The 21,225-nt window shown below is 65.1% G+C and carries 16 protein-coding genes; 9 read left to right on the top strand and 7 right to left on the bottom strand.

Translation table 11 applies throughout. The features are described 5' to 3' along the window. Nucleotides 1-18 precede the first annotated feature (18 nt). Both C7G42_RS12435 and C7G42_RS12425 read right to left on the bottom strand, forming a co-directional pair. Complete coding sequence (locus C7G42_RS12435; protein WP_106949260.1) at nt 19-1,161, bottom strand: type III PLP-dependent enzyme; 1,143 nt, start codon at nt 1,159-1,161, stop codon at nt 19-21. Nucleotides 1,162-1,842: 681 nt separating this feature from the next. Beyond that, nucleotides 1,843-2,097, bottom strand: a complete 255-nt coding sequence (locus C7G42_RS12425) for a hypothetical protein (protein WP_106949259.1) — start codon at nt 2,095-2,097, stop codon at nt 1,843-1,845. A 138-nt stretch (nt 2,098-2,235) separates the two neighbouring features. Here C7G42_RS12425 and C7G42_RS12420 point away from each other — a divergent pair, with 138 nt between their 5' ends. From C7G42_RS12420 to C7G42_RS12410, 3 genes are read left to right on the top strand one after another with little or no spacing between them, the layout of a single operon-like run. Beyond that, a complete protein-coding gene (locus tag C7G42_RS12420; protein WP_106949258.1) occupies nt 2,236-4,317 on the top strand; it encodes a M3 family metallopeptidase in 2,082 nt (693 codons plus the stop codon). Continuing rightward, on the top strand, nt 4,317-4,955 hold the full coding sequence (locus C7G42_RS12415; protein WP_106949257.1) for a DUF1007 family protein: 639 nt from the start codon (nt 4,317-4,319) through the stop codon (nt 4,953-4,955). The genes C7G42_RS12420 and C7G42_RS12415 overlap by 1 nt, the downstream gene beginning before the upstream one ends. Beyond that, the gene (locus C7G42_RS12410) at nt 4,952-6,079 is read left to right on the top strand and encodes a nickel/cobalt transporter (protein ID WP_199580862.1); all 1,128 of its coding nucleotides are present in this window, start codon (nt 4,952-4,954) and stop codon (nt 6,077-6,079) included. Before C7G42_RS12415 ends, C7G42_RS12410 begins: the two co-directional genes overlap by 4 nt. 22 nt (nt 6,080-6,101) lie before the next feature. Here C7G42_RS12410 and C7G42_RS12405 read toward each other — a convergent pair whose 3' ends face one another. Further along, on the bottom strand, nt 6,102-6,500 hold the full coding sequence (locus tag C7G42_RS12405; protein ID WP_106949255.1) for an MAPEG family protein: 399 nt from the start codon (nt 6,498-6,500) through the stop codon (nt 6,102-6,104). A gap of 82 nt (nt 6,501-6,582) precedes the next feature. Here C7G42_RS12405 and hemH point away from each other — a divergent pair, with 82 nt between their 5' ends. From hemH to C7G42_RS12385, 4 genes are all read left to right on the top strand, one after another. After that, nucleotides 6,583-7,620 (top strand): ferrochelatase, encoded by a 1,038-nt coding sequence (gene hemH / locus C7G42_RS12400; RefSeq protein ID WP_106949254.1) that lies wholly within the window; start codon nt 6,583-6,585, stop codon nt 7,618-7,620. Between the two features lie 10 nt (nt 7,621-7,630). Then, complete coding sequence (locus tag C7G42_RS12395; RefSeq protein ID WP_106949253.1) at nt 7,631-8,599, top strand: ABC transporter substrate-binding protein; 969 nt, start codon at nt 7,631-7,633, stop codon at nt 8,597-8,599. A gap of 224 nt (nt 8,600-8,823) precedes the next feature. Then, nucleotides 8,824-9,819 (top strand): SPFH domain-containing protein, encoded by a 996-nt coding sequence (locus C7G42_RS12390; protein ID WP_106949252.1) that lies wholly within the window; start codon nt 8,824-8,826, stop codon nt 9,817-9,819. A 54-nt stretch (nt 9,820-9,873) separates the two neighbouring features. After that, nucleotides 9,874-10,317, top strand: coding sequence for an NfeD family protein (locus tag C7G42_RS12385; RefSeq protein ID WP_106949251.1), 444 nt, complete (start codon nt 9,874-9,876; stop codon nt 10,315-10,317). A 173-nt stretch (nt 10,318-10,490) separates the two neighbouring features. Here C7G42_RS12385 and C7G42_RS12380 read toward each other — a convergent pair whose 3' ends face one another. After that, the gene (locus C7G42_RS12380; RefSeq protein ID WP_106949706.1) at nt 10,491-10,811 is read right to left on the bottom strand and encodes a winged helix-turn-helix transcriptional regulator; all 321 of its coding nucleotides are present in this window, start codon (nt 10,809-10,811) and stop codon (nt 10,491-10,493) included. A 71-nt stretch (nt 10,812-10,882) separates the two neighbouring features. Between C7G42_RS12380 and C7G42_RS12375 the strand changes: the two genes are divergently transcribed. Further along, nucleotides 10,883-11,440: a carboxymuconolactone decarboxylase family protein gene (locus C7G42_RS12375; RefSeq protein ID WP_106949250.1), complete on the top strand. Its 558-nt coding sequence runs from the start codon at nt 10,883-10,885 to the stop codon at nt 11,438-11,440. Between the two features lie 100 nt (nt 11,441-11,540). Here C7G42_RS12375 and C7G42_RS12370 read toward each other — a convergent pair whose 3' ends face one another. Continuing rightward, entirely contained in the window at nt 11,541-12,548 is a 1,008-nt protein-coding gene (locus tag C7G42_RS12370; RefSeq protein ID WP_199580861.1) for a KpsF/GutQ family sugar-phosphate isomerase, read from the bottom strand. A gap of 193 nt (nt 12,549-12,741) precedes the next feature. Here C7G42_RS12370 and C7G42_RS12365 point away from each other — a divergent pair, with 193 nt between their 5' ends. Further along, complete coding sequence (locus tag C7G42_RS12365; protein ID WP_106949248.1) at nt 12,742-14,487, top strand: outer membrane beta-barrel protein; 1,746 nt, start codon at nt 12,742-12,744, stop codon at nt 14,485-14,487. A gap of 163 nt (nt 14,488-14,650) precedes the next feature. Here the strand turns inward: C7G42_RS12365 and C7G42_RS12360 are convergent, their stop codons facing one another. Both C7G42_RS12360 and gltB read right to left on the bottom strand, forming a co-directional pair. Continuing rightward, complete coding sequence (locus C7G42_RS12360; protein WP_106949247.1) at nt 14,651-16,102, bottom strand: glutamate synthase subunit beta; 1,452 nt, start codon at nt 16,100-16,102, stop codon at nt 14,651-14,653. A 144-nt stretch (nt 16,103-16,246) separates the two neighbouring features. After that, on the bottom strand, nt 16,247-20,992 hold the full coding sequence (gene gltB, locus C7G42_RS12355) for a glutamate synthase large subunit (RefSeq protein ID WP_106949246.1): 4,746 nt from the start codon (nt 20,990-20,992) through the stop codon (nt 16,247-16,249). Nucleotides 20,993-21,225: the final 233 nt, after the last annotated feature.

The following is a 21,225-nucleotide window of genomic DNA, read 5'->3' as shown; positions in this document are numbered from 1 at the left end:
CAGAGGAGGAGGCGGGGATCAGATGTGGTACGTCCTCAGCGGCGGGATGCCGTTGAACGCCACCGCCGAGTAGGTCGACGTATAGGCCCCGGTGCCTTCGATCAGCACCTTGTCGCCGATCTCGAGCGTGACCGGGAGCGGATACGGGCTCTTCTCGTACAGCACGTCGGCGCTGTCGCAGGTCGGGCCTGCGAGCACGCACGGCGTCATGTCCGCGCCGTCGTGACGGGTGCGGATGGCATAGCGGATCGACTCGTCCATCGTCTCGGCGAGACCGCCGAACTTGCCGATGTCGAGGTACACCCAGCGCACCTCGTCCTCGTCGCTCTTCTTCGAGATGAGCACGACCTCGGATTCGATGATGCCGGCGTTGCCCACCATGCCGCGGCCCGGCTCGATGATGGTCTCCGGAATCTGGTTGCCGAAGTGCTTGCGCAGCGCGCGGAAGATCGACCGGCCGTAGGTCACCACCGGCGGCACGTCCTTCAGGTACTTGGTCGGGAAGCCGCCGCCCATGTTGACCATGGTCAGGTTGATGCCGCGCTCGGCGCAGTCACGGAACACCTGCGAGGCCATCGCCAGCGCACGGTCCCACGCCTTCACCTTGCGCTGCTGCGAGCCGACATGGAAGGAGATGCCGCACGGCTCCAGGCCCAGGCGCTTGGCAGCGTCGAGCACCTCGACGGCCATTTCCGGGTCGCAGCCGAACTTGCGCGACAGCGGCCACTCGGCGCCGGCGCAGTCATAGAGGATACGGCAGAACACCTTCGCGCCGGGAGCGGCCCGGCCGATCTTCTCGACTTCGGCGGTGCAATCGACAGCGAACAGGCGAATGCCGAGCGCGAAGGCGCGCGCGATGTCGCGCTCCTTCTTGATCGTGTTGCCGAAAGAGATGCGGTCGGGCGTCGCACCCGCGGCCAGCGCCATCTCGATCTCGGCGACCGTCGCGGTGTCGAAGCAGGAGCCCATGGACGCGAGCAGCGACAGCACTTCCGGCGCCGGGTTCGCCTTGACGGCATAGAACACACGGCTGTCGGGCAGCGCCTTGGCAAAGGTCTGGTAATTGTCGCGCACGACTTCGAGGTCGACCACGAGGCAAGGCTCGGTGTCCTGGCCCTCGCTGCGGCGGTTGCGCAGGAATTCCTGAATACGTTCGGTCATAGCACTCTCCCAAACGGCCCAGCGACGGGGATCCGTTCAAAAAATGTCGTCGGATAAGCGCCCCGGCCAGATCGCGCGATGGAGGCGCGACGAGCCAAAGACTCAAATCAGACTGTGCTGCCGTGGATTGGTTGGGAATTTCCCGCCCGCACACCTGGCAATGAAGGACAAGCCTTTTCAGTAGCCCGCGCCGGCGTTGGAATGCCGGTAGAGACCAAAAAAGCCCGATCCGTCGTTGCTTTAAGTCGCGTCCCCCGTTGAGAGCGGGGTGCGCCGGTTCGCCTCCGGCTGCCAGTCACGGTTGCAAAAAGTGAAGTCACCTTCGACAAGGCATCTCTTGAGAGAGATGCTGGACGCTCCGGGTTTGCTTCGCCTTCCAACCTTCAGGTCTTGCGACCTTCGGTCTTTGACTTCCGCACTTCCGAAGAGCCCCTCGGCTTCTTCACCCCTTGGCGGCTGTCCGGCCTCTTGTCCGGATACCTACCGACTGACACACGACCACAGGCACGTGCGAAATTGGGCAAGAGCGCACATAAGCGTTTTGACTCTGCTTCGCAAGAATTTTTTTAGGCTGAGAACAGAATTGCCTAACATCTGCTTGCGCAGTGTTGCGCGCGCGACGCGGAAGATGAACGGGCGTTAAGTTTTTGAGCTCAGTGCGCGTTACTCGCGCGAGCAAATTCAGCCGCGCTTCGTGAAGGGCTCGACGCGCTGAGCTGCGCGGATGAATGCGGTCATCACGAGCACGCCGAGCGCGAACAGAACGGCCTGCAGGATGTGCGTGCCCTGATCGCCGAGCCCGAACAGGATCGCGAGCGCCCAGCCGCCGGCGAACGCCGCGCCGAACACCTCGGCGCCGATCAGGATGGCGGCGCTGATGACGGTGATGACGCTTGGCCAGACGATCTGACGGGAAGAGGAGGAAGGCGCGTTCATGAGCTCAGGGGTCCAGGGTCTGTCGAGGGCCGCAATCTCCTCGAAAAGGCGGCCGGGGGCAAGGGCAAATGGCCCAAAAAAGCCCCATCGCGTGCTATAGCTGGCCGCAACAATTGAGCCATGAAATTGGGACTTGTGATGTCAGAACCCCGCCAAATTACCGACTCCGAGACCAACCCGCTGCTGAAGGCCTGGGTGACGCCGTTTGCGACCCCGCCCTTCGACGAGATCGAGCCGGAGCACTTCCTGCCGGCCTTCGAGCAGGCCTTCGCCGACCATTCCGCCGAGATCGCGGCGATCACCAACGATCCGGCTGCGCCCGACTTCGCCAACACCATCACGGCGCTGGAGCGCTCGGGCAAGCTGCTGAGCAAGGTGGCGGCCGTGTTCTACGACCTCGTGTCGGCGCATTCCAACCCGGCCATCCTGGAGATCGACAAGGAGGTCTCGCTGCGGATGGCAAGGCACTGGAATCCGATCATGATGAACGCCGTGCTGTTCGGCCGCATCGCCCAGCTGCACGAGAATCGCGCCAATCTCGATCTGTCTTCAGAGCAGCTTCGCCTGCTGGAGCGCACCTATACCCGTTTCCACCGCGCCGGCGCCGGCCTCTCCGATGAGGCCAAGACGCGGATGGCCGAGATCAACGAGAGGCTCGCCCAGCTCGGCACCAGCTTCAGCCATCATCTGCTCGGCGACGAGCAGGACTGGGTCATGGAGCTGGGGGAGGCCGACCGCCAGGGCCTGCCGGAGAGCTTCGTCGCCAGCGCCAAGGCTGCGGCAGAAGAGCGCGGCATGGAAGGCAAGGCCATCGTCACGCTGTCCCGCTCCTCGGTCGAACAGTTCCTGAAGAGCTCCGCCCGGCGTGATCTGCGCGAGAAGGTCTACAAGGCTTTCACCGCGCGAGGCGACAACGGCAATGCCAACGACAACAATGGAACCATCGTCGAGGTCCTGAAGCTGCGCGAAGAGAGCGCCAAGCTGCTGGGCTATACAACCTTCGCCGCTTACCGGCTGGAGGACTCCATGGCCAAGACGCCGGACGCGGTGCGGAGCCTCTTGGAGCGGGTCTGGAAGCCGGCGCGGGCGCGGGCGCTTGCCGACCGCGACGATATGCAGGCGCTGATCGCGGAAGAGGGCGGCAATTTCAAGCTCGCCCCCTGGGACTGGCGCTTCTACGCCGAAAAGCTACGCCTTCAGCGCGCCAATTTCGACGATTCCGCGATCAAGCCGTATCTTTCGCTCGACAACATGATCGCCGCCGCCTTCGACTGCGCCACGCGCCTGTTCGGCGTCACTTTCGATGAACGCAAGGACGTTCCAGTCTGGCATCCCGACGTCCGGGTCTGGGAGATGAAGGGGCCGGACGGCAAGCACAAGGCGCTGTTCTACGGCGACTACTTCGCCCGGCCGTCGAAGCGCTCCGGCGCCTGGATGACCTCGCTGCGCGATCAGCAGAAGCTCGACGGCGAGGTCGCGCCGCTGGTTCTCAACATCTGCAATTTCGCCAAGGGCGCCGGCGGCGAGCCTTCGCTGCTGTCGCCCGACGATGCCCGCACCCTGTTCCACGAGTTCGGCCATGGCCTGCACGGCATGCTCTCCAACGTGACCTATCCGTCGCTGTCGGGCACGTCCGTGTTCACCGACTTCGTCGAGCTGCCGTCGCAGCTCTACGAGCACTGGCAGGAGCGGCCCGAGGTGCTGCAGAAATTCGCCCGTCACTACCAGACCGGCGAGCCGCTGCCCGACGAGCTGTTGCAGCGCTTCCTGGCCGCACGAAAATTCAACCAGAGCTTTGCCACGGTCGAGTTCGTCTCCTCGGCGCTGGTCGATCTCGAATTCCACACCCAGCCGGCCGCCGCCGCGCAGGATGTCCGCGCCTTCGAGAGACGCGAGTTGGAGAAGATCGGCATGCCCGAGGAGATCGCGCTGCGCCACCGTCCGACCCAGTTCGGCCACATCTTCACCGGCGACCACTATGCCGCCGGCTATTACAGCTACATGTGGTCGGAGGTGATGGACGCCGACGCCTTCGGCGCGTTCGAGGAGGCCGGCGACATCTTCGATCCCGCCGTCGCCAAGCGTCTGCATGACGACATCTATTCGAGTGGCGGATCGCTCGATCCGGAAGCCGCCTATGAGGCCTTCCGCGGCCGCCCGCCGGAGCCCGACGCGCTGCTGCGGCGCCGCGGCCTGCTCGACGACGCGAAGGCCGCCTGATGGGCATGCGCGCCCTGTTCGGCTTGCTGCTCGCCGTAGGCCTGTCGCTCGCGGCCGGCACTGCGCATGCCCATCCGCATGTCTGGATCACCGCGACCAGCGAGCTGCTCTACGCTGCCGACGGCTCGATCACCGGCGTCCGCCACGCCTGGACGTTTGACGACATGTTCTCGGCCTATGCGGTGCAGGGGCTCGAGAGCAAGACCAAGGGCTCCTATACCCGCGAGGAGCTCGGGCCGCTGGCGCAGACCAATGTCGAGTCGCTGAAGGAATACGCCTACTTCACCTTTGCGCGAGCCGACGGCAAGAAGGAGCGTTTCCAGGAGCCGGTCGACTATTTCCTCGACTACAAGGATACGGTCCTGACCCTGCACTTCACGCTGCCGCTGAAGAACCCGGTCAAGCCGAAGCAACTGGTGCTCGAAGTGTTCGACCGCTCCTACTTCATCGACTTCCAGATGGCCAAGGACAATCCGGTCAAGCTGGTCGGTGCGCCCGCCGGCTGCCAGATGAAGCTCGATCGCCCCAGCGACGGCTCGGCCACGGCCCAGAAGCTCAATGAGCAGACGTTCCTGAACGGCGAGAACAGCAATTTCGGCATGATGTTCGCCAACAAGATCACGGTGGATTGCCCTTGAAGCCAAAGCTCTCCCCGCTGGCCCGCGGGCTTCTTGCCTGCGCCGCGCTTGTCGCCGTGCTGTCGGTGGCCGATGCCGCGCTTCACGATGTCCTCGCTCAAAATCCGTTCGGCGCGCCGAAGCCGGCGCAAGCGGCCGAACCCGAGGCCAGCGGAATCATCGGCTGGCTCTTGGCAAAACAGTCGGAATTCTATCGCCAGATGTCGTCGACCATCCGCGCCGCGAAGTCCGACGGCTCGGCGGTGTGGACGCTGCTCTTCATCTCCTTTGCCTACGGCATCTTCCACGCTGCCGGTCCCGGTCACGGCAAGGCGGTGATCGCCTCCTACCTCGTCGCCAACCGCGAGACCGCGCGGCGCGGCATTGCGCTGTCGTTCGCCTCGGCGCTGATGCAGTCCCTGGTGGCGATCCTGATCGTCGGCATTTCGGCCTGGGTGCTGAATGCGACCGCCAAGACCATGTGCAAGGCGGAAGGCGTGATCGAGATCGCGAGCTATGGCCTGATTGCGCTGTTCGGCCTGCGGCTGGTGTGGGTCAAGGGCCGCATGTTCATCAGGGCGCTGCAAGCGGCCCAGCCGGTGCCGGCGCTCGCCGGCGTGCCGCACGATCATGCTCACGGTCATCACCACCATCATGATGCCCACGATCATCACGATCACGGACATGATCATCGCCGGCACGATCATGATCATGCGCACGCCCAAGCCCATCACGGGCATGACCACGTCCATGACGAACATTGCGGCCATTCCCATGGCCCCACGCCGAGCGAGCTCGCCGGCCCCGGCGGCTGGCGGCGCGGGTTCGCCGCGATCCTCACCGTCGGCATCCGCCCCTGCTCGGGCGCGATCCTCGTGCTGGTGTTCGCGCTGGCCCAGGGCCTGTTCTGGGCCGGCATCGCCGCGACCTTGCTGATGGGGCTCGGCACCGCGATCACGGTCGCGGCCATCGCGGTCGTCGCCGTCTCCGCCAAGGACATCGCCGCCCGCCTCAGCGCAGGACGCGACGGCGGCGGTGCGCTGTTCATGCGCGGCATCGAATTCGCGGCCGCGGGAGTCGTGTTGCTGTTCGGAACAGGTCTCTTGTTGGGCTACATCGCGGCTGAACGGACGACGTGTTTCTAGGCACACTCGTGCCCCGCGGGGCTCACACCGGCAAGAACCGCTTCAGCGCCGGCATGAAGAAGATCCCGAGATTGATCGCAAAGCCGATGGTCCAGAGGATCGAGCGCAGCGTCGGGCGGTTGCCGAGATAGGTCAGCACATAGGCGAGGCGGACGATGAGGAACAGCGCCGCGAGTTCGTCGATCAGCCGCTGCGGCGAGTCCCGGTATTCGGCGAGAAGTACCGCGAAGGCGAAGAACGGGAAGGTCTCGATGCCGTTCTGGTGCGCGCCGAGCGCGCGCTGCGAGAGCGCGTCCTCGTAGAAGGCGGGGTCGCGCGGCCGGGCATTATCGAAGCGCCGAAACCTGATCCATTTGATCGCGGCGATCGTAGATAGATAGAGCAGCAGCGCTCCGAAGACGCACCATTCCGCGAGTGTCATCTTTCCTCCCCAGCCTGGGTGCAACCCTAACGAAACCGGCCTCATCTTGACAAGTTCGGGCCAACGCGCGACCCACAGAGCCATGACCAGTGTCGTTCCCATCGAGGCCGCGAGACCGGCCGCCCAATCCGCCTTGCCGCGCGTCGGCGTGCTGCTGGTGAATCTCGGTACGCCCGATACGGCCGACGCCCGGGGCGTGCGGGTCTATCTCAAGGAATTCCTCTCCGACGCCCGGGTGATCGAGGACCAGGGGCTGATCTGGAAGGTGGTGCTCAATGGGATCATCCTGAACACCCGGCCGCGGGCCAAGGCGCGCGACTATCTCAAGATCTGGAACACCGAGAAGAACGAATCCCCGCTGAAGACCATCACGCGCTCGCAGAGCGACAAGCTCGCCGCGGCGCTGTCGGACCGCGCTCACGTCGTGGTGGATTGGGCGATGCGCTACGGCAATCCGTCGATCAAGGCCGGCATCGACGGATTGATCGCCAAGGGCTGCGAGCGCATCCTCACCGTTCCCCTGTATCCGCAATATTCGGCCTCGACCTCGGCAACGGTCTGCGACGAGGTCTTCCGCGTGCTTGCCAGCCTGCGGAACCAGCCAACGCTCCGCGTCACGCCGCCTTATTACGAAGACGAGGCCTATATCGACGCGCTCGCGATCTCGATCGAGACGCATCTTTCGACGCTGTCCTTCAAGCCGGAGCTGATCGTGGCGTCGTTCCACGGCATGCCGAAATCCTATGTCGAGAAGGGCGATCCCTATCAGAGTCACTGCATCGCCACCACGGCGGCGCTGCGCCGTCGGCTCGGCATGGACGAGACCAGGCTGCTCTTGACCTTCCAGTCGCGCTTCGGCTTCGACGAGTGGCTGCAGCCCTACACCGACAAGACCATGGAGCGGCTCGCGAAGGAAGGCGTGCGTCGCCTTGCGGTGGTGACGCCGGGGTTTTCCTCCGACTGCCTGGAAACGCTGGAGGAGATCGCGCAGGAGAATGCCGAGATCTTCGAGCACAATGGCGGTGAGCAGTTTTCCGCGATCCCCTGCCTCAACGACAGCGACCCCGGCATGAACGTGATCCGCACCCTCGTGCTGCGCGAGCTCCAGGGCTGGATCTGATGGGCATCCCGTGAACCGCCGTGAGTGTGTGGCGCTTCTTGGGACGATCGCGGCGCTGCCGGTCCCGGTCCTGGCGCAGCAGCCGGGCACCGCACGCCGGCTCGGCGTGCTCTCCGTCATTGCCTCCGATGACGTGATCGGCCAGGCCCGCCTGGCCGAGGCGCTCGCCGGCCTTGGCTGGAAAAAGCGCGACAACCTCGAGATCGACTGGCGCAGCGGTGGCGGCGACCGCGAGCGCATCGCGCAGCTCGCCGACGAGCTGATCGCGCTTAAGCCAGACGTCCTGCTCGCGCTCGGCACGCCCTCGGTCGAGGAGCTGCGCCGGCGCACCATGACGATCCCGATCGTGTTCGCCGTCGTCACCGATCCCGTCAGCCAGGGCTTTGTCGACAACCTCGCGCATCCCGGCGGCAACGTCACAGGTTTCACCGATTATGACGGCCCGCTGGCCGGCAAATGGCTGGAGATGCTGACGCAGGTCACCCCGAAACCGTCCCGCGTTGTCGTCGTCTACAATCCCGCCACCGCGCCGTTCGCGCCCCTGATGCTGCGCACCATCGAGGACGCGGCGCGGGCGCTCCATGTGGCGGTCGAGCCCGCGCCGGTACATGACGCGGCTTCCATCGCCGTGCTGGCTTCGCGGCGGGACGGCGGCTTCTTGATCCTGCCGGACTTCTTCACCATGGCCAATCGCGGCCAGCTCCTGGCCGCAATCGCGCAGGCGCGCGGGCCCGCGGTGTTCTGGAGCCGCACCTTCGTCGATGAGGGTGGGCTGATGTCCTACAGCACCGACAGCGCCGAGCAGCTCCGCCGTGCCGCGGACTATATCGATCGTATCCTGAAGGGCGCGAGGCCAGCCGACCTGCCAGTGCAGAACCCCACCAAGTTCGAGCTCGCGGTCAACCTCAAGACCGCCAGGGAGTCCGGCGTGACAGTTCACCCGGGCCTCATCGCCCTCGCGAATGACGTCATCGAATGACATCGTCCAACGAGCCGATTCGGATTCGTTAATTTCCGCCGCTAGGCTTACGCCTGCAAGCTTTCAAGGGCCCCTCGCAAATACATATCGTGACTATTCCCTGCCTGGACGACTTGTGCAGAATTGAGCCGATACCGACGTGAATTGCGACCGCTGAACCGGTAGGGTTGCGATACCGACCAACATACGGCGCGGGAAGGTCGTTTCCCTGCCTTGGAGGAAATATGAGCGGTTTCGACATTTTCGCGATTGTTCTGGTGTTGCTCGTCATCGTCACGCTGGTCGCCGGCGTGAAGACGGTGCCGCAGGGCTATGACTGGACCATCGAGCGGTTCGGCAAATACACGCAGACGCTGAGCCCTGGGCTCAACCTGATCGTGCCCTATTTCGATCGCGTCGGACGCAAGATCAACATGATGGAGCAGGTGATCGACATCCCGGAGCAGGAGGTCATCACCAAGGACAACGCCACCGTGACGGTGGACGGCGTCGCTTTCTACCAGGTGTTTGATGCCGCCAAAGCGAGCTACGAGGTCTCCAACCTGACCCAGGCCGTCACCGTCCTGACCATGACGAACATCCGTTCCGTGATGGGCTCGATGGATCTCGATCAGGTGCTGTCGCACCGCGACGAGATCAACGAGCGCCTGCTGCGCGTGGTCGATGCCGCGGTCTCGCCCTGGGGCCTGAAAGTCAACCGCATCGAGATCAAGGACATCGTGCCGCCGGCCGACCTCGTCGAAGCCATGGGCCGGCAGATGAAGGCCGAGCGCGTCAAGCGCGCCGACATTCTCGCCGCCGAAGGCCAGCGCCAGTCCGAGATCCTGCGCGCCGAGGGCGCCAAGCAGGGTCAGATCCTCCAGGCCGAAGGCCGCAAGGAAGCCGCGTTCCGCGATGCCGAAGCCCGCGAGCGGTCTGCCGAGGCCGAGGCCAAGGCGACCCAGATGGTCAGCGAAGCGATTTCCAAGGGCGACGTGGCGGCGCTGAATTACTTCATCGCCGACAAATACATCAAGGCGTTCGGGCAGCTGGCCGACTCGCCGAACCAGAAAGTCATCATGCTTCCGGTCGAGGCGATGAGCATGCTGGGCTCGCTCGCCGGCATCGGCGAGATCGCCAAGGCAACATTCGGCGAAAGCGCGGCCTCCGCCGCCGCCCGCCGTCCGAGCTCGGTGCCGTCAGGCGGCACGCCGCCGGCGGTGCCGCCGCGGCAGGGATAGTCACCGGCGCATGTCCCTTCGACAGGGGCATGCACCATGATAGAAGGTCGTGTCATGACCGACATGTTCGTAACGCTCGGCACCTGGAACTGGCTGATCTTCGGCTTCGTCCTGATGGCGCTGGAGGTGCTGGCGCCGGGTATCTTCCTGTTCTGGCTCGGGCTCGCCGCGCTGCTCGTCGGCCTGATCTCGTTCACCGTCGCCCTATCGTGGCAGATCCAGCTCGTGATGTTCGCGCTGTTTGCCGCCGCCGCCGTGCCGATATGGCGCCGCCTTGCGCGACCGAAGTCGGATGCAAGCGCCAGCCCCTTCCTCAACAAGCGCGCCGATGCGCTGCTCGGCCGCGAATTCACGCTGGAGAAGCCGATCGTCGACGGTAACGGCACCATGCGCATCGGCGATACGGTGTGGCGCGTCGCAGGTCCGGATACACCGGCGGGAACGCGGGTGAAGGTTGTGCAGGTGGACGGCGCGAACCTGACCGTGGCGGCGGCGTAGCTTTTTTCCCTCCCCATTTGTGGGGGAGGGTGGCTCGCGGCGAGACGGGTGAGGGGTATCTCTCCTCAAATGCCAAACTGAGTTTGCGGAGAGATACCCCTCATCCGGCGCTTCGCGCCACCTTCTCCCGCAAGGGAGAAGGAAGCTAGCGCGCTTGGCTGCTTCTCGAACGCTTACTTCTTCCACCTCTCCGCAAACCGGTTCAGTGGCATGACCATCTCGCACAACTCCCGCCCGAGTGCGGTCAGCCCATAGCCTCCGCCATCGCCCAGCTCCACGAACCCCGCCTCGCGCAACTCCGTCAGTCGCGCCTGCAGCACCGTCGGTGAGGCCTCGTCGCAAGCGGTGCGCAATGCGCGGGAGGTGAGGGGCTCGCCGCGTAACTCCCACAATATTCGAAGGCTCCAGCGCCGGCCGAGCAGGTCCAGCAGCGCCATGACCGGCCGTCCGCTGCGTGAGCCGCGGACGCGCTCTGATGCCGCCTGCTTTGCCATCGTCTCCCCTTGCGTCGTGCTACAGATAGTGTAGCATATTGCTACAATAAAGGTAGCAAAGGAGGCGGCCAATGTCCCGATCCACGCCCCGCATTGCCCCACTCACCCCGCCTTATCCCCCGGAGATCCAGGCGCAGTTCGACCGCATCATGCGCGGCGCGCCGCCGCTGCTGCTGTTCCGGGTGATCGCGGGCCACGGCCGTGCCTGGGACAAGCTTCGGGCCGGCGGCCTGCTCGACCCCGGCCCGCTGTCCCTGCGCCAGCGCGAGATCGTCATCGACCGCACCTGCGCGCTGAACCGATGCGAGTATGAATGGGGCGTGCATGTCGCGGCCTTTGCCGGGCCGGCGAAGCTCACCGAAGACGAGGTGCATGCCACAGTGCAGGGTGATGCCGCGTCGTCATGTTGGTCACCGGGCGAGCAGGCGCTGATCGCAGCGGTCGATGCGCTGCATCATCGCGCGACGTTGAGCGATGAAGAGTTTGCCGCGCTGTCGGCGCATTACGACGAGGCGCAGATACTGGAGATCATGCTGCTGTGCGGCTTCTACCGCACGGTGTCGTATCTGGCGAACGGGCTGCGATTGCCGCTGGAGGAGACGGCGGCGCGGTTTCCGGCGCCGCTCTAACCGCCGTCATTGCGAGCGTAGCGAAGCAATCCAGAGTGTCTCTGCGGAGCGACGCTGGATTGCTTCGTCGCTTCGCTCCTCGCAATGACGGTGGAGAGACCTAAGCCACGCCCGCGCGCAGCAGATCGTGCAGATGCACGATGCCCACCACCTTGCCGGCGTCGGTCACGACCAGCGTCGTGATCTTGCGTGTGTTCAGCACCTCGATCATCTCGGTGGCGAGCATCGAGGGTGGCACCGTTTTCGGCTGCTTCGTCATGATGTCGTCGACCGACGCCGTCAGCAGGTCGGGACGCATGTGGCGGCGCAAATCGCCGTCGGTGATGATGCCCGCGACCTCATTGGCGTCGTTGACGATGCAGACGCAGCCGAGGCCCTTGGCCGACATCTCCATCACCGCATCTGACATTTTGGTGCCGAGCGGCTTGAGCGGGATCTCCGCCCCCGTGCGCATGTAGTCGCGCACAAATTTCAGCATCGCGCCGAGTTTGCCGCCGGGGTGGAAATGCGCGAACTCCAACGCGGTGAAGCCGCGGCCTTCGAGCAGCGCGATCGCGAGTGCATCGCCGATCGCGGCCTGCATCAGGGTCGAGGTGGTCGGCGCCAGATTGTGCGGGCAGGCCTCGCGCGCCTTTGGCAGTTCGATCACGAGGTCGGCAGCCTGTCCCAGCGAGGAGGCCGCGTTCGACGTCACCGCGATCATGGGAATCGCAAAGCGCGCCGAGTAGTTCACGAGATTCTTCATCTCCGGCTGCTCGCCGGACCAGGACAACGCCATGATGACGTCGTCGGTGGTGATCATGCCGAGATCGCCGTGGCCGGCCTCGGCGGCGTGCACGAAGAACGCCGGCGTGCCGGTCGAGGCCAGCGTCGCCGCGATCTTGCGCCCCATATGGCCTGACTTGCCGAGCCCGGTGACGATGACGCGGCCCTTGGCGTTGCGGATCAGATCGACGGCTTTCGCGAATGTCGCGCCCAGCGGGCCGCGCAGGGCGGCGGCGAGTGCGTTGATGCCGCCGCTCTCCGTCTCCAGCGTGCGGAGCGCGGATTCGACGCTGTCGGGGATGGGGCCGGATGATGCGGTCATCAGCGGTTTCGAACTCGGCATGTTCTGGTCCAGGGAGGAGTGGGCGTTCGCCCGGTCGGCGCCTCATTAGCACGCCGCGGCGGCCGAGGCGACGAGCGCGCCAGAGCCCTCAACCGGTCGTTAACCATAATTGTTTTAACTCCATTAACGATGGTTTCCGCCAGCCGGCGGAGGTCATCCCGAAAGTGTTTGATTTCGTTGGAGTTCTTCCATCGTGGGGTCGTCTCCAGGCATGGGCCGGAGCAAACGCGCGCTATTCCTGCGTGCGGCTTTGCCGTGCTTTGCGCTGACCGCCCTGGGGAGTGCGCCCGCGGCCGCCCAAAGCCTCACGCCCGACCTGTTCAATCCCAACCGCGGCGGCTTCGCCTCGCCTGACACGCTGCCGACGCGCCGCACGGCGGGCGTGCCGCAGGCGCCGTCGGATACGTTGCCGGCGCTGCCGGATCCCAATGCCGATCCGCGCAAGGCCCGCGAGAAGCCGGCGAACTCGCGCATCGGTCAGGTCCCGACTTACGGCCTGCCTGCCGCCACCGGCGCGAGCAGTTCCGGCTACGATTCGCTCAACCGCAAGCGGACGCAGCCCAAGCTCTATCCGGGCCAGCCGAAGCCGAAGCGCGCCGCCGGTCCCGGCTCGCCGGCGCCGACCACGGCGCCGCCGCCGCCGACGCTCGGCCTGCCGAAGATTGCCCCGCCGCCCTCTGCCTCCGCCAACAAGGCGCCGGTGCCGGCGGCGATGGCGGGCACCGTCCCCGGACAGCCGCTGCGCCGTCGCCTCAAGGCGGATGACGATCCGTTCGGCGCCGTCGGCGACTACGCGGGCAGTTTCCTGATCAAGGGTGGGCTCGAGCTCTCCACCGGCTACGACACCAATCCCACGCGTCTGAACAAGCCGGTCGGCTCCCCGGTCTATGTCGTCGCTCCGGATCTCCTCGTGGCCTCGGACTGGGAGCGCCACGCGCTGGTGGCTGACCTGCGCGGCTCGTTTTCCGGCTACACCCAAAACATGCCGGCGACGATCGACGGCTTTGCTTCGCCTTCGCCGGTCGAAGCCGATCGCCCCGACTTCACCGGCCACGTCGATGGCCGGCTCGACGTCAGCCGCGATCTCAAGCTGACCTCGCAGCTGCGCCTGCGGCTCGCCACCGACAATCCCGGCAGCCCGAACGTGCAGGCCGGCCTGCAGAGATATCCCGTCTACGCCGCCTACGGCACCACTGTGGGCTTCGACCAGACCTTCAACCGCTTCCAGGTCGCCGCCGGCGCCACTGTCGATCGCACCGCCTACACGGATTCCAAGCTCACCGACGGCACGACCTTTGGCAACGGCGACCGCGACTTCAATCAGTATGGCGGCATCGGCCGCTTCTCCTACGACCTCAAGCCGGGCCTGAAGCCGTTCGTCGAGATCCAGGGTGACACCCGCGTTCACGACCAGGCCGCTGATCGCAACGGCTTCTTCCGCGATTCGAACGGCGGCTACGCCAAGGCCGGTACGTCCTTCGAGTTCTCGCGCATCCTCATCGGCGAAATCTCGGTCGGCTATTCCGCGCGCAACTATACCGACCCGCGCCTCAGCCAGCTCGCCGGCTTCCTGACCTCGGGCTCGCTGATCTGGAACGCGAGCGGTCTCACCACGGTGAAATTCTTCACCGACACGCAGATCGCCGAGACCACCATCCCCGGCTCATCCGGCGTCCTGGTGCGCACCTACGCCGCCGAAGTCGATCACGACTTCCGCCGCTGGCTGACCGCGGTCGGCAAGTTCACCTACGGCACGTACGACTACCAGGGCCAGAACCGCAACGACAAGACCTACTCGCTCGAAGGCAACCTGATCTACAAGCTCAACCGCAACATCTGGGTGAAGGGCACGGTGCGCCACGACATCCTGGATTCAAACCAGCCGGGCTCGAGCTCGCAGGGGACGGTGATGCTGGTGGGGGTGAGGCTGCAGAATTGAGGCGGCTTCCTTGCACGCCGCATGAGACGAGGCGTGAAGGCGCAGCTCTCTCAGAGCCTCATTCCGGGGCGCGCCAATTGGCGCGAACCCGGATCCATCGGGCGTCGGGGCTTGTGGATGAATGGATTCCGGGCTCGCGCTTCGCGCGCCCCGAAATGACGACCTACCGCGGCAGATCCGTCTTCCCCATCAGGAACGTATCGATCGACCTCGCACACAGCCGGCCCTCGCGGATGGCCCAGACCACTAGCGACTGGCCGCGACGCATGTCGCCGGCCGAAAACACGTTCGGGCGGGAGGTCTGGTAGTCCAGCGTGTTGGCCTTGACGTTGCCGCGGGCGTCGAGCTCGACCGCGAGCTGCTTGAGCAGGCCCTCGTGCACGGGATGCACGAAGCCCATCGCGAGGAGGACGAGATCGGCATCGAGCTCGAACTCGGTGCCGGCAATCGGCTTGAACTTGTCGTCGACGTGCACGCAGTGCAGCTTTTTGACTTGGCCGTTCTCGCCCGAGAACTTCTGCGTCAGCACGGCGAATTCGCGGATCGCTCCTTCGGCCTGGCTGGAGGACGTCCGCATCTTCAACGGCCAGTTCGGCCAGGTCAGGCCCTTGTTCTCGCGCTCGGGCGGGGCGGGCATGATCTCGAGCTGGGTCACCGACAGCGCACCCTGGCGCAGCGAGGTGCCGATGCAGTCGCTTCCGGTGTCGCCGCCGCCGATGACGACGACGTGCTTGCCGCCGGCCAGGATCTCCTGGACGCCGTTCAGGGGCTCCTCGGAGACGCGGCGGTTCTGCTGCGGCAGGAAGTCCATGGCGTAGTGGATGCCTGACAGTTCGCGGCCGGGAATCGGCAGGTCGCGGGGGGCTTCCGCGCCGCCGGTCAGCGCGACCGCGTCGTACTCGTTGAGCATCTCGCGGGGATCGACATTGCCCTCAGTGCCGACATGGCTGTTGTAGTGGAAGGTGACGCCTTCGCCTTCCATCTGCGCCACACGGCGGTCGATGACGCCCTTCTCCATCTTGAAGTCGGGAATGCCGTAACGCAGCAGGCCGCCGGCCTTGGCGTATTTCTCGAACAGGTGCACGTCGTGACCGGCGCGCGCCAACTGCTGGGCGCAGGCCATGCCGGCCGGGCCCGAGCCGATCACGGCGACCTTCTTGCCGGTCTTGTGGGCTGCGATCTCGGGCTTCAGCCAGCCATTGTCCCAGGCGCGGTCGACGATCGCGCATTCGATGGTCTTGATGGTGACAGGGTTGTCGTCGATGTTGAGCGTGCAGGACGCTTCGCACGGCGCCGGACAGATACGTCCCGTGAACTCCGGGAAGTTGTTGGTCGAGTGCAGGTTGCGCGAGGCTTCTTCCCAATTGCCCTGGTAGACGAGGTCGTTCCAGTCGGGGATCTGGTTGTTGACCGGGCAGCCGGGCGTGCCCGGCGCGACCGAACCGGTGCCGTGGCAATAGGGAATGCCGCAATTCATGCAGCGCGCGGCCTGGTCGCGCGTTTCCTTTTCGGTCAAGGGAACGACGAACTCTTTGTAATGCTTCACGCGCTCGGCGACCGGGGTGTACTTGCGGTCATGCCGTTCGATTTCGAGAAAACCCGTGATCTTGCCCATTAAACCCGAAGTCCCTGCCGCTTAAATTCGTCTTGCTTGTTCTCGTCGTCATTGCGAGGAGCGAAGCGACGAAGCAATCCAGTCTGCATCAAGGAAGAAAGTCTGGATTGCTTCGCTGCGCTCGCAATGACGGGGTGTGATGTCTTACGCCCCGATCGCGATTTTCGGCTCGGCGTCCGCGTTGGCGGCCATTTCGCGCAGCGCGCGCCGGTACTCGACCGGCATCACCTTGCGGAATTTGGGAAGCCATTCCTTCCAATTGACCAGGATGTCGGCGGCGCGCTTGGAGCCGGTGGCTTTGGCGTGGCGCGAGATCAGCACGTGCAACCGCTCGACGTCGGAGGCGAGCAGGTTCTTGAACACGTCGACCCGGCCGTGCGCCTCGAGGTCGCCGGAGGCGTGATAAGTGTCGGCGTTGATCATCTCCTCCGACAGCACCGGCTCCAGCTCGACCATCGCCAAGTTGCAGAGACGGTCGAAATCGCCGGCCTCGTCGAGCACATAGGCGATGCCGCCCGACATGCCGGCCGCGAAGTTGCGCCCGGTCTTGCCGAGCACGACCACGATGCCGCCGGTCATGTATTCGCAGCAATGATCGCCCGCGCCCTCGACCACGGCCACCGCGCCCGAGTTTCGCACGGCGAAGCGTTCGCCGGCGATGCCGCGGAAGTAGCATTCGCCCTGGATCGCGCCATACATCACGGTGTTGCCGACGATGATGCTTTCTTCCGGCACGATGCTGCTGTTGGCAGGCGGCTTGACGATGATCTTGCCGCCCGAAAGGCCCTTGCCGACATAGTCGTTGCCTTCACCCTCGAGTTCGAAGGTGACGCCGTGGGCAAGCCAGGCGCCGAAGGCCTGGCCCGCGGTGCCCTTGAGGCCGACATGGATGGTGTCGTGCGGCAGGCCGGCATGGCCGTAGATCTTGGCGACCGCGCCGGACAGCATCGCACCCGCGGAGCGGTTGGTGCTGTTGATCTTGGCCTCGATCTTCACCGGCGCGCCGCGGTCGAGCGCAGGCCTGGCCTGCTCGATCAGCGTGCGGTCGAGCACGGCTTCCAGATGATGGTTCTGGCGCTCGGAGTGATAGATCTTCTGGCCCTTCTCTTCCTTCTGCTTGACGAACAGCTTCGAGAAGTCGAGCCCCTTGGCCTTCCAGTGCGCGACCAGCTTGGTCTGGTCGAGCAGCTGAACCTGGCCGATCATCTCGTTGAAGCTGCGGAAGCCGAGCGAGGCCATGATCTCGCGGACTTCCTCGGCGACGAAGAAGAAGTAGTTGATGACGTGCTCGGGCTGGCCGGTGAAGCGCTTGCGCAGCACGGGATCCTGGGTCGCGACGCCGACCGGGCAGGTGTTGAGATGACACTTGCGCATCATGATGCAGCCGGCCGCAATCAGCGGCGCGGTGGCGAAGCCGAACTCGTCGGCCCCGAGCAGCGCGCCGATCACGACGTCACGGCCGGTGCGGAAGCCGCCGTCGACCTGGACCACGATGCGGCTGCGCAGCCGCTCGCGCACCAGCGTCTGGTGGGTTTCGGCGAGGCCGATCTCCCACGGCGATCCCGCGTGCTTGATCGAAGTCAGCGGCGAAGCGCCGGTGCCGCCTTCGAAGCCCGCGATGGTGACATGGTCCGCACGCGCCTTGGCGACACCAGCCGCGACCGTGCCGACGCCGATCTCGGAGACGAGCTTGACCGAGACGTCGCCCGTCGGGTTGACGTTCTTGAGGTCGTAGATGAGCTGCGCGAGGTCCTCGATCGAATAGATATCGTGATGCGGCGGCGGCGAGATCAGGCCGACGCCCGGCGTCGAGTGCCGAACCTTGGCGATGGTCGCGTCGACCTTGTGGCCGGGCAGCTGGCCGCCTTCGCCGGGCTTGGCGCCCTGCGCCATCTTGATCTGCATCATGTCGGAGTTGACGAGATACTCCGTGGTGACGCCGAAGCGGCCCGAGGCGACCTGCTTGATCGCCGAGCGCATGCTGTCGCCGTTCGGCAGCGGCTTGAAGCGGTCGGCTTCCTCGCCGCCTTCGCCGGTGTTCGACTTGCCGCCGATCCGGTTCATGGCGATCGCGAGCGTGGTGTGCGCCTCGCGCGAGATCGAGCCGAAGCTCATCGCGCCGGTGGCGAAACGCTTGACGATGTCCTTGGCCGGCTCGACCTGGTCGAGCGGGATCGGCTTGCGCTTCTCCTCGTCGGCGTTCTTGATCCGGAACAGGCCGCGCAGCGTCAGCAGACGCTCCGACTGCTCGTTGAGGATCTTGGCGAAGGCGCGGTAGCGCTCCAGCGAATTGCCGCGCGCGGCGTGCTGCAGCAGCCCGACCGACTCGGCGGTCCAGGCATGGTCCTCGCCGCGGCTGCGATAGGCATATTCGCCGCCGACATCGAGCGCGCTCTTGTAGACCAGCGCCTCGCCGAACGCGTCGGCATGGCGGCGCACCGCCTCCTCGGCGATCTCGCCGAGGCCCACGCCCTCGACGCGGGTATGCGTGCCGGCGAAGAATTTTCCGACGAACTCGGCCTTGAGACCGACCGCGTCGAAGATCTGCGCGCCGCAATAGGATTGATAGGTCGAGATGCCCATCTTGGACATCACCTTCAAAAGACCCTTGCCGATCGACTTGATGTAGCGCTTGACGATCTCGTAGTCGTCGAGCGAGCCGGGCAGGCGGTCCTTCATCGCGATGATGGTTTCGAACGCGAGGTATGGATTGATCGCCTCGGCGCCATAGCCGGCAAGGCAGGCGAAGTGGTGCACTTCGCGCGGCTCGCCGGATTCGACGACGAGGCCGACCGAGGTGCGCAAGCCGGTGCGGATCAAGTGATGATGCACGGCGGCGCAGGCCAGCAGCGACGGGATCGGCACGCGGTCGGTGCCGACCATGCGGTCGGACAGGATGATGATGTTGACGCCCTCGCGCACCGCGCTTTCGGCGCGCGCGCAGAGCTCATCCAGCACCTGGTCCATGCCGGCCGCGCCGAGGCCGGCGTGGAATGTCGTGTCGAGCGTACGCGACTTGAAGTGGGTGTCGGCGACGTCCGAGATCGAACGGATCTTTTCGAGGTCCGCATCGGTCAGGATCGGCTGGCGCGCTTCGAGACGCTTGGTCGTGGCCATGCCCTGCAGGTCGAACAGGTTCGGTCGCGGCCCGATGATGGAGACGAGGCTCATCACCAGCTCTTCGCGGATCGGATCGATCGGCGGATTGGTGACCTGCGCGAAGTTCTGCTTGAAGTAGGTGAACAGCGGCTTGGCCTTGTCCGACAGCGCCGAGATCGGCGTGTCGTTGCCCATCGAGCCGGCGGCTTCCTCACCCGTGGCCGCCATCGGCGTCATCAGGATCGCGATGTCTTCCTGGCTGTAGCCGAACGCCTGCTGGCGATCGAGCAGCGACAGGTTGGATCGCACGCCTGTGGTCGGAACCTTCGGCAGCTCTTCCAGCACGATCTGGGTTCGCTCCAGCCATTCCTTGTAGGGGTGGCTCTTGGCGAGCTCGGCCTTGATCTCGTCGTCGGGAATAAGACGGCCCTGTTCGAGGTCGACCAGCAGCATCTTGCCGGGCTGCAGCCGCCACTTGGTGATGATCTGGTCCTCGGGGATCGTCAGCACGCCCATTTCGGACGCCATCACGATGCGGTCGTCCCTGGTGACGAGATAGCGCGCCGGCCGCAGTCCGTTGCGGTCGAGCGTGGCGCCGATCTGACGGCCGTCGGTGAAGGCGATCGCGGCGGGGCCGTCCCACGGCTCCATCAGGGCTGCGTGATATTCGTAGAAGGCGCGACGCTTCTCGTCCATCAGCGGATTGCCGGCCCACGCCTCCGGAATCATCATCATGACGGCGTGCGGCAGCGAGTAGCCGCCCTGCACCAGGAATTCGAGCGCGTTGTCGAAGCAGGCGGTGTCCGACTGTCCCTCGTAGGAGATCGGCCAGAGCCGGTTGATGTCCTTGCCGTAGAGCTCGGAACTGACGGAGGCCTGGCGCGCCGCCATCCAGTTGGTGTTGCCGCGCAGCGTGTTGATCTCGCCGTTATGCGCGATCATGCGATAGGGATGCGCCAGCGACCAGGCCGGGAAGGTGTTCGTCGAGAAGCGCTGGTGAACCAGCGCCAGCGCGCTCTCGAAGTCCGCCTCGTGCAGGTCGGGATAGTACTTGCCGAGCTGGTCGGCGAGGAACATGCCCTTGTAGATCACGGTGCGGCAGGACATCGAGCAGGGGTAATAGCCTGCAAGCCCGCGGTCGCGACGCTGGTAGATCGCCTGCGAGATCGACTTGCGCAGGATGTAGAGCCGGCGCTCGAAATCGTCCTCGGTCTTGGCGGTCCCGTTGCGGCCGATGAACACCTGCATGCAGGCGGGCTCGGTCGGCTTCACGGTGACGCCGAGCGAGGAATTGTCGGTCGGCACGTCGCGCCAGCCGAGCAGGGTCAGGCCCTCTTCCTTGATCTGGTCGGCGATGATGCTCTTGATGACGTTGCGCCATGCGGTGTCGCGCGGCATGAACAGCGCGCCGATGGCATATTCGCCGGGCGCCGGCAGCGCGAAGCCGAGCTCTCCGGCCTTGCGGCTGAAGAAGGCGTGCGGGATCTGCACCAGGATGCCGGCGCCGTCGCCGGCACGCGGGTCCGCGCCGACGGCGCCACGGTGCTCGAGGTTGCAGAGGATGCTCAGCGCGTCCGCCACGATCTCGTGGGACTTCTTGCCCTTGATATTGGCGATGAAGCCGACGCCGCAGGAATCCTTCTCCAGACTCGGATCGTAGAGGCCAACGGCTGGCGGGCGCGAATTGTGTTCCTGAATCGGTGCGGTGATCGGATCAGTCGTTTTCGAAGCGACCGTCGCCGACAGTTGTTCTGCCACGATGCTTGCGCTCTCGAATTGCGACCCGTTCATTGTTCCAATCCTCTCCATGCGGCAAGCTGCCTCACCGCCACCTTCGGCGCACCTTGGGCGGTCCGCGGCACCCGCCTCTGGGTCACCGCTCGTCCGCTGCGAGCCGCATTTTCTTAAATTCAGGCCTAGGCGTTCTTCGTCCCCGAGAACGGCTTTGCCTGTTGCCTTATGGCGCTCGAAAGCACCGACTTTCGTTGCAATCCCTATGCCGGAACCGCAAGCAAAATTGAGAC

The organism is Bradyrhizobium sp. MOS003 (assembly GCF_003020125.1).
Classification (GTDB): domain Bacteria; phylum Pseudomonadota; class Alphaproteobacteria; order Rhizobiales; family Xanthobacteraceae; genus Bradyrhizobium.
This window is presented reverse-complemented; position numbering and strand designations above follow the sequence as displayed.